14 protein-coding genes and 1 other annotated feature are annotated in these 14,633 nt (G+C 37.3%); of the genes, 3 read left to right on the forward strand and 11 right to left on the reverse strand.

What is annotated here, in order from left to right; genetic code table 11:
- Nucleotides 1-12: 12 nt before the first annotated feature.
- Nucleotides 13-342, reverse strand: coding sequence for an iron-sulfur cluster biosynthesis family protein (locus DIS06_RS00165; RefSeq protein WP_110111231.1), 330 nt, complete (start codon nucleotides 340-342; stop codon nucleotides 13-15).
- Nucleotides 343-483: 141 nt separating this feature from the next.
- Between DIS06_RS00165 and DIS06_RS00170 the strand changes: the two genes are divergently transcribed.
- On the forward strand, nucleotides 484-696 hold the full coding sequence (locus DIS06_RS00170) for a CDGSH iron-sulfur domain-containing protein (protein ID WP_110111232.1): 213 nt from the start codon (nucleotides 484-486) through the stop codon (nucleotides 694-696).
- Between the two features lie 119 nt (nucleotides 697-815).
- Here the strand turns inward: DIS06_RS00170 and DIS06_RS00175 are convergent, their stop codons facing one another.
- Nucleotides 816-1,607, reverse strand: coding sequence for an SDR family NAD(P)-dependent oxidoreductase (locus tag DIS06_RS00175; protein ID WP_110111233.1), 792 nt, complete (start codon nucleotides 1,605-1,607; stop codon nucleotides 816-818).
- A gap of 24 nt (nucleotides 1,608-1,631) precedes the next feature.
- The gene (locus DIS06_RS00180) at nucleotides 1,632-2,582 is read right to left on the reverse strand and encodes an MBL fold metallo-hydrolase (RefSeq protein WP_110111234.1); all 951 of its coding nucleotides are present in this window, start codon (nucleotides 2,580-2,582) and stop codon (nucleotides 1,632-1,634) included.
- A 135-nt stretch (nucleotides 2,583-2,717) separates the two neighbouring features.
- Nucleotides 2,718-2,932: a binding site (T-box leader), on the forward strand.
- 54 nt (nucleotides 2,933-2,986) lie between these two features.
- Between DIS06_RS00180 and proI the strand changes: the two genes are divergently transcribed.
- Both proI and namA read left to right on the forward strand, forming a co-directional pair.
- Nucleotides 2,987-3,835, forward strand: coding sequence for a pyrroline-5-carboxylate reductase ProI (proI, locus tag DIS06_RS00185; RefSeq protein WP_110111235.1), 849 nt, complete (start codon nucleotides 2,987-2,989; stop codon nucleotides 3,833-3,835).
- Nucleotides 3,836-3,910: 75 nt separating this feature from the next.
- Nucleotides 3,911-4,930, forward strand: coding sequence for an NADPH dehydrogenase NamA (namA, locus tag DIS06_RS00190; protein ID WP_110111236.1), 1,020 nt, complete (start codon nucleotides 3,911-3,913; stop codon nucleotides 4,928-4,930).
- A 64-nt stretch (nucleotides 4,931-4,994) separates the two neighbouring features.
- Here namA and rnz read toward each other — a convergent pair whose 3' ends face one another.
- The 8 genes from rnz to hydA all read right to left on the reverse strand — a co-directional run bounded on the left by rnz (nucleotide 4,995) and on the right by hydA (nucleotide 14,625).
- Nucleotides 4,995-5,915: a ribonuclease Z gene (gene rnz / locus DIS06_RS00195; RefSeq protein WP_110111237.1), complete on the reverse strand. Its 921-nt coding sequence runs from the start codon at nucleotides 5,913-5,915 to the stop codon at nucleotides 4,995-4,997.
- Between the two features lie 70 nt (nucleotides 5,916-5,985).
- On the reverse strand, nucleotides 5,986-7,344 hold the full coding sequence (locus DIS06_RS00200) for an aspartate aminotransferase family protein (protein ID WP_110111238.1): 1,359 nt from the start codon (nucleotides 7,342-7,344) through the stop codon (nucleotides 5,986-5,988).
- Nucleotides 7,345-7,519: 175 nt separating this feature from the next.
- The gene (locus tag DIS06_RS00205) at nucleotides 7,520-8,989 is read right to left on the reverse strand and encodes a CoA-acylating methylmalonate-semialdehyde dehydrogenase (protein ID WP_110111239.1); all 1,470 of its coding nucleotides are present in this window, start codon (nucleotides 8,987-8,989) and stop codon (nucleotides 7,520-7,522) included.
- Between the two features lie 166 nt (nucleotides 8,990-9,155).
- The gene (locus tag DIS06_RS00210) at nucleotides 9,156-10,769 is read right to left on the reverse strand and encodes a PucR family transcriptional regulator (RefSeq protein ID WP_110111240.1); all 1,614 of its coding nucleotides are present in this window, start codon (nucleotides 10,767-10,769) and stop codon (nucleotides 9,156-9,158) included.
- A gap of 112 nt (nucleotides 10,770-10,881) precedes the next feature.
- A complete protein-coding gene (locus tag DIS06_RS00215) occupies nucleotides 10,882-11,073 on the reverse strand; it encodes a hypothetical protein (RefSeq protein WP_162595819.1) in 192 nt (63 codons plus the stop codon).
- Between the two features lie 244 nt (nucleotides 11,074-11,317).
- A complete protein-coding gene (locus DIS06_RS00220) occupies nucleotides 11,318-11,530 on the reverse strand; it encodes a hypothetical protein (RefSeq protein WP_110111242.1) in 213 nt (70 codons plus the stop codon).
- Nucleotides 11,531-11,539: 9 nt separating this feature from the next.
- Nucleotides 11,540-13,012, reverse strand: a complete 1,473-nt coding sequence (locus tag DIS06_RS00225) for an NCS1 family transporter (protein WP_110111243.1) — start codon at nucleotides 13,010-13,012, stop codon at nucleotides 11,540-11,542.
- A 194-nt stretch (nucleotides 13,013-13,206) separates the two neighbouring features.
- The gene (gene hydA / locus DIS06_RS00230) at nucleotides 13,207-14,625 is read right to left on the reverse strand and encodes a dihydropyrimidinase (RefSeq protein WP_110111244.1); all 1,419 of its coding nucleotides are present in this window, start codon (nucleotides 14,623-14,625) and stop codon (nucleotides 13,207-13,209) included.
- Nucleotides 14,626-14,633 lie beyond the last annotated feature (8 nt).

A 14,633-nucleotide genomic window follows, 5' to 3' on the forward strand; every position in this document is an offset into this window, starting at 1 on the left:
CCCCCTAGGAGTTCAGCTTATTTGTTTAATGAGCGCCATGCGCGGATTTAATATTTGACTAGGACATTTAAGCATAAATGCATTTACGGATTCTACATAATCTACAGTCATATTTTCATCTAAAAAGACTTGCTTGTTTTTTTCAACCAATACGGGTCGAAAGTTGGTTTCAATTGTAACGTCACCTTCATCGGCTTCATTAACAACCCACAATGCAGTAATTCCACTCACTACACAGCCGCATCCATCTGTGTCATATTTAAGTTTTAATAATTCATCTTTCTTTTCAGGAAATCTTTCATTGATCTTTTTAATCGCTTGTTCTGTAAACGTAATGTTCATTCTTTCCCTTCCTTTCTTCTTATATTTAGTATAATATACTTCGTTTTCGATGACGAATATTTAAAACAAGTTGAAAAGTGACGTCGCTATGCGTAATATAAATGGTACATTCAATTATTTTCCATAAAAGGAGGAGTATTTATGTCTAAAGTACAAATTAAAGTAAATGATAACGGATCTCTTCGTGTAACAGGTGATGTAGAGTTAATTGACGCAGATGGTAATGTATTTGAAACCAAACAAACCTTTTCACTCTGTCGATGTGGCCTTTCTAAAAAGATGCCTTTTTGCGATGGAAATCATAAAGGGAAATTCGATTCCTGTGTACGTGCGAAACAAGTTTTAGATGAGTAACCACACATCACAGATAACGGGAACTCTTGGTAAGTAAATTAACGTACATTGAAACTGTCTCATAGATGGTGAAAGCCGTGTCAAAACAGAGTATCTTTCCCCTGTTGACACGGCCTTTTTCATTTTCGATGGAATGCATTTCCCGCAAGCTTTTCAACTAATTTTGGTGCAAGCTGATACAGTGTAGAACCCACACCCATCCATCCAGGCAAATTAATTTCTCTCTTTTTTGTCATCATGGCATTTACTATTTTTTTCGCTACCATATTCGGATCTAACATGAACTTTTCAACACTTTTTTCATATTTTCCAGAGCTGTCGGCAATAGTAAAGAAATTGGTTTGAATAGGTCCTGGATTAACCGCTGTGACATAGACGTTTGTTTTTGAAAGCTCCATTCTCAAGCTATTCGTAAAACCTAATACAGCATGCTTTGTAGCTGCATAACCACTTGATTTAGGAGTGGCTAACTTTCCTGCTTGAGACGCAATGTTTATAATATGCCCTTCATTTCGTTTAATCATATGTGGCAACACCATTTTCGTACATGCAATTAAACCTAATACATTTACTTGAAACATAGCTTCGATGTCTTCTAGCTTGGCTTCTTCAACAGATTCAAAAATGCCAAATCCAGCATTGTTAACTAGTATATCAATTGAACCCACTTCTTGAGTAATTTGGGTGAACGTGTGCTGAACACGCTCAACTTGACTAACATCTAACTCATATGTATAACACTCTACTTTGTATTGATCTTTAATTTGTTGTGCGATTACGTTTAGCTTTTCTACTGTACGAGCAATCAGGGTAACTGTTCCACCACGTTTTGCTACTTCATATGCTATTTTTTCACCGAGTCCACCAGATGCGCCTGTAATGACAACATGTTTCCTTTTTAAAGATTGCATACTTATAACTCACACCTTTCATGACTACACGTAGTAAACCCATTGCTGTCGACTTGTATCTACCTTTATTTCACCTATCGATTCTAAATAATCTAATTGACCAACTGTTTCTGACATTGTTAAACCAATTTGTTTCTGATATACCTTTGGAAACAACTGTACACACACTTCGAAAGCTGTTCTTGGTTGCTCTTTTATCATTTTTAACACTTTATATGCGCGTTCATGTTGTTTATTCAAGCGCTCATGAATAAGGTTATGCACATCTTCTACTTCTTCTCCATGACCGGCATAAACTCTTTTAATTGGAAATGTAAGCAATCGCTTTAATGTATCGTTATATTGAATTTGTGACTTTGCTCGCTCTTCGTCTTGCAATTGTGGCGGTTCAATAAGTGGATTAGATGAAATATGCCCAATTAAAACATCCCCTCCAATTAATAACTGTTGTTCGTCATGATACAAAGCAATATGACTTTGTGCATGACCAGGTGTCTCTATTACTTGCCATCCTTCTAATCCGGAGATGAAATCTCCTTCTTTTACGATATCCGTTAATGACCGATGGCAAGAATACTTTAATGTGCTTTTCAACTTGGTTAATAACGGTAAAAATTTAGTATCGATTCCTGATTGTGTAAAAAACTCAAGGAAAAATGCTTCATACTGATGTAAAAATTGTCGATCTTGAGCAATCCATACTTCATTGTTTCGATGACCAATCACTTTAATATCTTTATCTAAGTAATCGAGTAACCCTACATGATCTGGATGGTGGTGTGTTAAAATAACTTGATTGATTTGTGATACAGAAAAACCAAGTCGTTCTACCTCTTGGTTAAACTTTATCCATGCTTCTTCTGTTTTAACACCAGCGTCTACTAGTGTAAGGCTATCTCCTTCCAAAAGATATACATTTACATCTCCAACATCAAATGGAGTTGGAAGCACTATTTTATGAATTTGAGTGGTCATTCATTCATTCTCCTTTAGTTAACATAGTCACTTTCTTTTAGTGTACACGATTTGCCTTGTCATTCAAGCTATTCAAATTAATTTCATGTAAATATTGACAGGGCAAGTTATTTCATTGCATAATGACAAGAAATAAAATTAGCGTTGATTGGGACTAGTAAATGAATAATGATGTGTAGAGAGCAAAGTTCATTGGCTGAAAAACTTTGTCATCCTCTTATTGATTGAACCTACCCATGAGCTTTTAGGGAAACCTAAACGTCTGCCCACGTTATGGGATAAGAGTTGAGTATGATTGATCATACTAACGAAGGTGGTACCGCGGATTCGAAGACCTTTCCGTCCTTTGCGACGAAAGGTCTTTTTGTTGTTTTATTTCACTGAAAACAGGAGGGTATCCTACTATGAACGATATATTAAACATTGGCTTTATTGGTGCTGGCTCGATGGCTGAAGCGATGATTGCAGGTCTTTTAGAGAGACAACAACTCTCTAATCAAAATATTTATCTAACTAATCATTCTAACGATGAGCGGTTAAACTATTTTAAAGAAACATATGGTGTCACTGTTACGCGTAATAAACAGGCAATCGTAGCAAATTGCGATTTGATCGTATTAGCAATGAAGCCAAAAGACGTGGTAGAAGGTGTACAATCTATTCAGCCATTTATAAACGATAAACAATTTATTGTTTCATTGTTAGCTGGCGTGTCTACAAAGAGTATTCAAACCTTAATTGGAAAGGAAGTAGCAATTGTGCGTGCCATGCCTAACACATCTGCTTCCATTGGACGATCAGCAACAGCAATTGCAAAAGGCAAATTTGCAACTGATAATCATCTGAAACAAAGCGAAACGCTATTTCGTTCTATTGGCACGGTTACAACGGTAGAAGAAGATGATTTGCATGCCGTAACAGGGTTATCAGGCAGTGGCCCTGCTTATGTATACTATTTAGTTGAAGCGATGGAAGCTGCTGCACGTGAAATTGGCTTAGAAAAAGAAACAGCAAAAGACTTGATTCTTCAAACATTAATTGGCTCTGCTGAGATGCTAAAACATTCATCAAAATCACCCTCTACCCTTCGTAAAGAAGTAACAAGTCCTGGAGGTACAACAGAAGCTGGATTAAAAACACTATCTACTTATCGCTATCAAGAAGCCATGATTGAATGCATTAAAGAAGCTACTGCACGATCAAAAGAACTTGGAGAATCAATTAATCAAGCAACAATGATCCATAAGCTTTAAAGATGAAATGCAGAAGAGGAAAATGCTATAATTCATATGTTTAGAAAATCGAAATAATTGGAGGCTGTATAAACATTGTCTACTCAATTGTTTTCACCGTATACAATTAAAAACGTAACTGTTAAAAATCGAATTGTCATGTCACCTATGTGTATGTATTCTTCTCATAACGAAGATGGCTATGTACAAAACTGGCACTTTACTCACTATGTAAGCAGAGCTGTTGGTCAAGTAGGAATGATTATGCTTGAAGCAACAGCTGTTCAGCCTCAAGGACGTATTTCATCTCGAGATTTGGGAATTTGGGATGATCGTCACATTGAAGGGTTACAAAGTTTGGTTTCTCAACTAAAAGAACACGGTGCTACAACGGCTATTCAGTTAGCCCACGCTGGTCGAAAAGCAACGGTTGATGGTGATATTTTTGCTCCATCAGCACTTGCCTTTGATGAAAAGATGAAGCGTCCAAAAGAAATGTCAGTCGATGATATAACAGCAACCATCGGTGCCTTTAAAGAAGGTGCAATTCGTGCTAAAAAAGCTGGTTTTGATATCATTGAGCTTCACGGTGCTCACGGCTATTTAATTAATGAATTTCTCTCTCCTGTAAGTAACAAACGTACAGATGAATATGGCGGCTCAGCCGAAAATCGCTATCGTTTCTTACACAAGATTATCACAGCAGTGAAACAAGTATGGGACGGTCCTTTACTCGTTCGTGTATCAGCTTCTGATTATTTACCAGAAGGATTAGATGTAGAAGACTATGTCACATTTGCTCGTTGGATGAAACAAGATGGCGTAGATTTAATTGATGTTAGCTCAGGGGCAGTTGCTCCCTCTAAAATCCCTGTATATCCTGGCTATCAAGTAAAGTTTGCTGAAACAATTAAACAACAAGCACACATTCCAACAGGAGCTGTCGGACTTATTACAAGTGGGTTGCAAGCAGAAGAAATTTTACGTAACGAGCGCGCCGATTTAATTTTTATTGGACGTGAATTATTACGTGACCCTTATTGGGCTCGAACAGCCGCAAAAGAATTACGAACAGACATACAAGCGCCTGTTCAATACGAACGCGGTTGGTCGTAATACAAAAAGCAGAAAGGCCGGGCCAACAGGGGAGATTCCCCTGTTGGCCCGGCCTTTCTGCTTTTTAATTTTTTATCGAGATAACCTTTAAGTCGTCTGCTACGTCTGTCTGTTCAAATACTTCCTTCGCTTCTGTTAAAAGTGATTCAATACCATCTGCTTGGTAACGAGAACTAATATGCGTAAGCACCAGTTGCTTCACGTTTGCTAACTTTGCCACTTTAGCTGCTTGTTTTGCTGTTGAATGAAAATAATCATAAGCCAATTGTTCGTCATTTCCAGCAAATGTTGCCTCATGAACGAGGACATTAGCGTTAGACGCTAGCTCAATACTCCTTTTACATATTCGCGTGTCTCCTAAGATCACAACTACTTTTCCTTTTTTCTCAGGACCTACAAAATCAGCTCCATTTATATGTACGCCGCCTTTCAATTCAATGTGTTCACCTTGTTTAATTTTTTGATAGATCGGCCCCGGTTCAATCCCCATTTCTTTTAGCTTCTCAACTAACAAAACACCCGGCAAACTTTTTTCGGTTATTCGATATCCATACGAAGGAATGCCATGCTCTAATAATTGACACTCTACTTTAAACGTATCATCCTCAAAAACAATACCTTCCTCAACTTCCACTACTTTTAAAGGGTAGCGTAAATGCGTTTGACTAACAGATAATGTAACAGAAATAAACTCTTTAATACCACGTGGGCCATAAACCGTTAACGTTGATTGACCATCTTGAAAAGAGCGACTTCCAAGTAAACCTGGCAAGCCAAAGATATGATCACCATGTAGATGAGTAATAAAAATTTTTTCAATTCGTCTCGGTTTAATAGATGTATGTAGAATTTGATGTTGCGTTGCTTCTCCACAATCAATTAACCACGTTGTTCCTCGTTCTTGAAGTAACTGCAACGCAACCGATGACACATTGCGATGCTTAGCGGGAACACCAGCACCCGTTCCTAAAAATAATAACTCCAAACAAACACCTCCGCACACAAAAAAGCCTGTATATGTCATTATACAGGCTTTTTACTCATTCACAAAACAATTACTTTACATGCGTTAACGCATTTGTCACGATTTTAATCATAAAGTCAATGTCCTCTTGTTCAATGGACAATGGAGGAGAGAGCGTCAATACATTGTTGTACCCTGCTACGGTCGCTCCGTTCTTACCAATGATTAATCCTTCCTTCTTACATTCAGCAATCACTTGATTAACATATTGAACATCGATTGGCTCTTTTGTCTGTTTGTCTTGCACAAGCTCAATTCCAACGAGTAACCCCTTACCTCGAACATCCCCTACATAAGGATGATCTCTTAAAAGGCTCTGCAACTCACCTAGTAAGTATGCTCCCAATTCTTTAGAGCGGTTGAACAATTGTTCCTTCTCCATAATTTCAATGTTCTTCAAAGCTAATGCACATGCAGCTGGACTACCTCCAAACGTATTGACATGACGTAAATAATCATATTGATCGCTTCCTTTAAACGCTTCATAAATCTCCCTTTTGACAGCTGTTGCAGAAAGCGGTAAATACGCACTTGTAATCCCTTTTGCCATTGTAATAATATCGGGTTTCACACCATAATTCATAAATCCGAATGGCTCACCTGTACGCCCAAATCCACAAATAACTTCATCCACCATTAATAACGCACCATGCTTTTTACATACTTCTTGCACAGCTTTCATATAACCATCTGGAGGAATTAAGATTCCCCCACCCGTAATAATTGGCTCCATGATTACTCCTGCTATTGTTTCACTCAATTCCCATGTCATTGTACGATCAATCTCCTGAACAGCTTGTAGCTGCAAAGGAGGACAATCTGGTGCGTCTGTTCCTCGATAAGAATCAGGAGGTGATACATGAATAAATCCTGGCGCTAACGGTTCATACTTATACTTTCGTTGCGCTTGACCAGTAGCTGCAAGTGCTCCCATCGAGTTTCCATGGTATCCACGATAGCGTGAAATAAATTTATAACGATGAGTATCTCCTTTTTGTTGATGATACTGTCTAGCGATTTTAAATGCTGTTTCATTGGCTTCTGATCCGCTATTTGAAAAGAAGATTACATAATCATCACCTAATAATTCATTTATCTTCTCTGCTAAGTCGATAGCAGGTGTATGGCTTTGAGTTAATGGAAAATATGCAAGTTTTTTCAATTGTTCGTACGCCGCTTCTGCTAATTCTTCACGCCCATATCCTACGTTGACACACCAAAGGCCTGCCATTCCATCTAAAAAACGATTTCCTTCTTGATCTGTTACCCAAGCACCTTTCGCTTCTTGAACAACCATTGTGGCATGGGGTGTATATGGTTTCATAGAGTGCCAAACATATTTTTCATCTTTTTTGAGCAAATCCTCTTGACTTTTTCCTACTTGTACCATTTATCCATTCTCCTTCCCATTACTTCTTTCTCGTCTCATTGTTTTGAAGAAGCTTAACCATATGAGTCACTCTCGTATTTCAAAGAAAGGAACGAGCATGGATGATCACCTCTCCATTTCTCGTTCCTACACACAGCTACATTTATTGAAATGAACCTACACTATGATACATATGTTAAAAGTCGAAGCGAGATGTAATCATTTTTTTACGCGTATAAAAATTCAGCCCATCTTTACCATTCACATGCAAGTCTCCGTAAAACGAATCTTTCCAACCAGAGAAAGGGAAGAAGGCCATTGTTGCTGGAACTCCGACGTTTACCCCTAACATTCCTGCATCAGCCTCTTCACGGAATTGACGAATTGCTTTAGCATCTTTTGTATAAATAGTCGCCCCATTTCCGAATCTTGATTTTCGAATATACTCTAGGGCCTCATCTAAATCCTCTGCACGAAGTAAACTTAAAACAGGAGCAAAAATTTCTTCTTTTGCAATTGTCATGGTCGGTGTAACATGATCAAAGATCGTTGGGCCTAAAAAGTTTCCTTCTGGCATTTCATCCATTTCTTTACGTCCATCGCGAACAAGATCGGCTCCTTCTTCTAATCCTTTTTCAATGTAATTCAACACTGTATCACGATGTTGTTGACGAATAACTGGCGTTAACAGCACTTCATCATCTAATCCATTTCCGATAATAAGCTCATCTGCTTTTTCACGTAACTTCGCTGAGAAAGCGTCTGCTTGATCCCCTACTAACACAACAGCACTACATGCCATACAACGTTGTCCTGCACTTCCGTAAGCAGAACTAATAATATGCTGTACGGCTTTCTCGATATCACAATCAGGCATCACAATATGATGGTTTTTAGCTCCAGATAGCGCTTGAACTCTCTTTCCTTGTGCCGCAGCACGCTCATATACATATTTTGCTACCGGCTGAGATCCTACAAACGAAATCGCACGAACATCCTCATGTTCAATTAATCCATTCACAACATCATGTGCACCATGCACAACATTTAACACTCCTTTAGGAGCACCAGCTTGTGTAAATAATTCTACTAATCGATTAGCAAGTAACGGTGTTCTCTCTGAAGGCTTTAAAACGAATGTATTGCCACATACAACTGCAAGTGGGAACATCCAGAGTGGAACCATCATTGGGAAGTTAAATGGAGTAATACCTCCCACAACGCCAAGTGGATAACGATACATTTCAGAATCGATTTCTTCTGCAATGTTTCCAAGCGTTTCACCCATTAATAATGTAGGGCCTCCTGCAGCAAATTCTACGCACTCAATTCCTCTTTGTACTTCACCGTAAGCTTCTTTATATGCTTTGCCATTTTCTTGCACAACAAGTTTTGCTAATTCTTCATGCTGATCGACCAATAGAGAATGATATTTAAATAAGATTCTTGCTCGCTTCGGAACAGGAACGTCTTTCCATGCTTTAAACGCTTTCTTTGCTGCTTGAACAGCTTTATCTACATCTCCCTTTGTTGAAACGGGTACAAATGCCAATGATTCTCTTGTAGCTGGGTTGATGACTTCTAACTTCTCAGTAGATTGTGATTCAATCCATTCTCCATTAATATAGTTCTTCAATACGACAGTATCTTTATTCACAACTGACATATCGGATACCCCCTTAGAATAATTGGATTCTTTGTATCTCATTATCTATCATCTTTGGGATTGTTTCATTAGACATAATGTAAAAGAAGCATTGTCATTTATTCCACATAATGCATAAGGGGATAAATGAATGTCCCGAAGAACTCTTCATTTATCCCCTTATTTTTTATAATTGATATGATTTTTTAGTTGATGAGCTTACGTTAAATAAATATTCATATGTCTTTAACGTAAATTCAATTGCCATACGCTTTTCAGGTTGCATAAAGTCTGAACCTAGTAATTTTTCCAATTTTTCAATACGGTGATAGAGCGTTTGACGAACAATATATAATTTCTTTGCTGTTTCTTGTTTCGAACCTTGACAGGCTAGATATGTCTTTAACGTCTCCATCAACTTTGCGTTATATTTCTTATCATAATCGATGACTGGTTCTAAATATTCCATGACCACTTCTCGAAGATCTTGATGTTGTTGAACAAGAGAAACAATTCGAAACATGTGAAGGTCATCATAAAAGTGAGTGGTTGTATTAGGATTTAATTTTTCTTGTATTTTGATTGTTTCAATTCCCTTTTCATAACTTTTATACATATCACTTAAGTTCCGATAGTAAGGTCCTATTCCTATTAATTGAATAGGGAAGTTTTTCTTTTTTTGATAGTCGGTATTCATTAACCTTAAAATACCTTCTGAAGCTCTTTTTTTCCAAGTTTTATAGGATCTCTTATTTAAAAGTATTAACACCATATAGTTATTTTTCTCAATGATAAAAAGGTGAAACCCTTCTTGTTCAAACAAGTTGCGTATAAACAGCTTAAAATATGTTAAATCGAACGAACCGTGGGTACGGGTGGAACTCCATCGACATACAGCAACAACACCACCATCAATTTTCACATCAGAAAGTCCTTCTTCTAAGTGGCGCATAAGTGCTTCATATGATAGTTCACCCGCTAACCACTTGGTCATCCACTCTGTTTCTTCTATTCTTCGCTTCTCTTCTACATATAGATCTCTTAGAAAGTGTTGAGCTAAAGCAGTCGCTGTTCGATCTAGCGCTAGTAACTCCAATTCAGTTAAATTGCGTTCATGGCAAAGAAGATAGAGTTCTCCATAATCTTGGTTTAATACTTGAATGGTCTGAATACCAATATGAGAGCGCTCTTTGTTAATTTGCGCCTCGTTTATAACGTTTATGATTGTCTTTTCTTTTATTGGCGAAACTTGTGGCATGAATGTAACTAATTCATTTAAACGAAGTACAACTTGTAAGTTTGTATATTTCTGAAAGAAAGTTAAAATTTCATGAGGATGATTAATGACTAGTAATAACTTGTTTAGCTGTTGAGAGTAGTTCTCTAAGTCTGATATCATTTGATAATGTTGATTAATGAGTAAAGAATGAATATCTTGTGTAATCTCAACGAATGGCACTTCTTCGTGGAAAAGAATAATCGGAAAATCAAATTCATTTGCAAAGTCGATGACTTGTTGAGGAATCTCAGAGGTGTATATCCCAATTTCGATACATAACCCAGACGCACCACATTCAATAAGTTGATGAAGAAAGGAAAGAAAAACATCTTTATTTTCTTGCCATCCTACCCCTGTAGATAAAATAAGTTCATTTCCTTTTAATAGCTTCTTGATATTGGTTACTTCCATAATATGTACCCATTTCACCATATTATTGAGTCCTTTTTCTCCTGCGACTACTTCACTACAAGTAAAATGTTTTCTATTCAATATTTCTTCAACTGTTAAATATGACTTCAATCAGGCACCACCTTTTTAAGATGTTATACGTCTATGTACTATATATTATCGTAAATTTTCAGAAAATAAAGTGATTTCCATAAAAAAAAGTTGTAATCACCTTCAAAAATGATTACAACTGTTGTGCTCTGGTCGTTAATTTATTTAAAAACATATGTCTCTTTGCTGCTTGCTCTTTAATTTTTATTATTTCTTTCTTATAGAACTGCAAATCTTGTAAAGAGACGGCATTTAGCATCTCCATTTTCAATTTATCAATTAATCTCATTTCTTCTTGTGTCATCATTTCACTTCTATTTACCACAAATGGCACATCCCTTCCTAACTATTATTTACTACAAAATACGAAGATGCGAAACCTTTTTTGGGGCTTGTAACCTAATTGTAACGTCTATGTTACAAAAGAAATTAAAAACGGCCCCTATAAAGGCAAACGCCTTTTATAGAGCCCGTTTCAAGAACAGACATGATATAAAAACAGCTACTGATTATAGTTAATTCGATGCGGTGATATTTTCACCGTACTTAATAATATCAATAACTTCCATTCACTGTTGATGAATCATAACTGATGAAAAATACTTACGCGCATCAGCTGTTAGAATTTGTAAGGTACACTCCTCAGTATGATCTGGATCTTGCTTTTCAAACTGAACAAAAGCACCACTTAAATTTTCTGTTACTCCTGTAATTTTATAACCTTTTTGGATAAGGTAATCTATTTTTTCTCGCTCAGCTAGAAATTCTTGATAGGATGACATCCTTTCACCTCATTCCATTGTAATCGTTGGTTTATTTTGCACTTCTAACGTTTCATCTACGTCGATAAGCCAATCTCTTCCCACTGTAATACCTAGATACAGTTCGTCGTCTGGATTGTCAATCTCTGCTTGTGCATATTTTTTAAACCACCAGTACTTTGCTAATACATAATAGCAAGCAGTTCCTACAACAAATCCGACGATGAATGAGTAGTTTGCTAAGAAATAAGCTGCTACCCCACCTGTAATCCAAGCAATAAATCCAGCCACATTAACTCCATTAAAATACTTATACTGTCCTTCACTTTCATATAAATCTTGCACATTTACTCGACGTTTGCGTAGTAAATAATAATCAGCAAATAAAATCCCAACAATCGCTGATAATATACCCCCTATGACAAGTAATGCAGGAATGATAATTCCAAAAAGACTCCATGGCTGAACGATTGTACCAATAATTCCTGCCATTAAGACCCCCACCCAGAAAGGCACTTTCGGGCCACCTACATTCGAAAAGATGGTTGCTGCAGGAATTAGGTTAGCAGATATATTCGTTGACCATTGTGCAAAAACAATCATAAGTAACAAAACGCCTAAAATGAGTCCACTTGCCGCTTGTTGTAACGCAACGACTGGATCATAATTCTTCACCGCAATATACGAAACCCCACCAATTATTACCATAAACGTTTGTGTAAGTGGTAATGCAATGACACTTCCTACTAACGATGATTTATTACGCTTAAACCAGTTCCGCTCATACTTTGGTGCTTTAATAAAACGAGATATAGATGGCATATCCGCTGCTAATGTTGCCCAAAAGCCCATGTTACTCATGATAACAATGACAAATGCTGTTACAGCTGCACCGCCTGTAACGGGACTCTCAATCCAAGACCATACCTCTCTACCTTCTTCTAATGCTTTATTTGATAGTGTTGTATACATCCACGCTGAGATAATGATGATAATAGGAGCGGCTAAGTCAGCAAAGCGCTCTACCGCTTTAATGCCTAGTGCTGTATTAATAAGTTGAAAGATAGCGAAAAGAAAGAAACAAAGAAGCCAGTTATCGAATCCTGTCAAAACATTTAAAATTCCATTCATCGCTGTTGATCCAAAATACGTGTTAATCCCAAACCAACAAGAAGCTGCTATTCCACGTACTAGTGAAGGAATGTGTGTACCAATCGTCCCGAAAGGAGCTCTCATATAAACAGGAAACGAAAGACCATGTTCAATGCCTATATCTCCAATAATAGTCATAAATAACCCGATGGCAACTGAACCAATAACTGTAGCAACGACGACCCATCCAAGCGATATACTCCCAACACCAGCTCCCCCAATTGCAAAAGCTGCTAATACAACGGCCATACTTACCCACATGAGCGCAAAACCAAATGTACCAATTTTTTTATCACTGTGAGCAATTGGCAATAAATCTGGTGACTTTAAATAACTTGTTTGTTTTTTCATTGTACACACCCCTTATCATTCTAAATAAACATTCTTCATTGAACTCTTTCTTCCATCAACAGATAAGCCAACATCTAAATCTTAGAAATTGATATAAAGTTGGTAAAACCAATGATGTATGAACGTATACATAACAGTTCTCTATTTATTTATGCATGAAAAAGGGGTGAATACTTTGAATATAACTTCATCCATTAGATGGTTACTTGCTCGTTACGCTCATTTTCTTGAGTAGAATTATATTTTGCTCGTTTTAAATACTGACCATAGCCTTGTTTACCTACATATTTTTTATCCTTTACAACAAACTCACCACGACATAAAACAGAAATTGGCTCCCCTGTTACATTCATTCCTTCGAATGCGTTATAATCAACAGCCATATGATGCGTTTTAGCTGAAATGGTTCGCTCTACATTCGGGTCAAAAATAACAATATCTGCATCGGCCCCAACAGAAATGGTTCCTTTTTTAGGATGAAGGCCGAACAGCTTTGCAATTCGTGTAGACGTAATATCAACAAATTGATTTAAGGTAATTCTTCCTTTTTTTACTCCTTCTGAAAAAAGAATGGTTAAGCGATCTTCGATAATGGGGCCACCATTTGGAATTTTTGTGAAGTCCCCTCGCCCAAGTTCTTTTTGTCCTGCAAAATCAAACGAACATTGATCTGAACCAAGTGTTTGCAAATCACCATTTCGCAATGCACCCCATAACTCATCTTGATGCCACTTTTCTCTAAGCGGTGGCGACCATACATACTTCGCTCCTTCAAAATTCGGTTTCTCTAAATAAGTTTGATCTAAAACTAGATATTGCGGACATGTTTCGCCCCACACTTGAATCCCTTGTTTTCTCGCTTTAGCAATCTGTTCAACTGCCTGAGCACATGACACATGAACAACGTATAATTGAGAGTTTGCTAGACCTGTAAATTGCGATGCTCTTCCTGTTGCTTCTCCTTCTATCTCAGGAGGACGAGTTAGCGCGTGATAAATGGGATCTGTGTTTCCTTGTTCTAATGCTTGCTTCGTTAAATAATCAATAACATCGCCATTTTCAGCATGGACCATGACAAGGGCACCTAAATCTTTAGCAGCTACAAGTGTACGGAACAAGGTTTCATCATCTGCTTGAAGAACATTTTTATAAGCCATAAACACTTTAAAAGAGGTAATTCCTTCTTCATTAATTACACTTGGTAACTGCTGCAAAACAGACTCTGTCATCTCTCCAACCATCAGGTGGAAACTATAGTCAATGGACGCTTTCCCTTTTGCTTTTTCATGCCATGTTTGAATAGCCTTTTTTAAAGGTTCTCCTTTATTCGTTAAACAAAAATCAATAACAGTTGTTGTACCACCAAATGCAGCCGCAATGGTACCCGTTTCAAAATCATCCTTTGTGATTGTCCCACCAAATGGCATATCTAAATGCGTGTGAGGATCAATTCCTCCTGGGAAAATATAATTACCTTTTGCATCAATGACTTCGCAATTAGTTTCATCAAATTGCTGACCGATTGAACTAATGACTCCATTTTCAATTAATAAATCACCACGGTACGTGTCAGAAGCCGTTACAATCACACCATTTTTAATTATTTTTCTCATATGAAAGC

The organism is Bacillus sp. CGMCC 1.16541 (assembly GCF_003184905.1).
GTDB lineage: Bacteria > Bacillota > Bacilli > Bacillales > Bacillaceae_H > Priestia.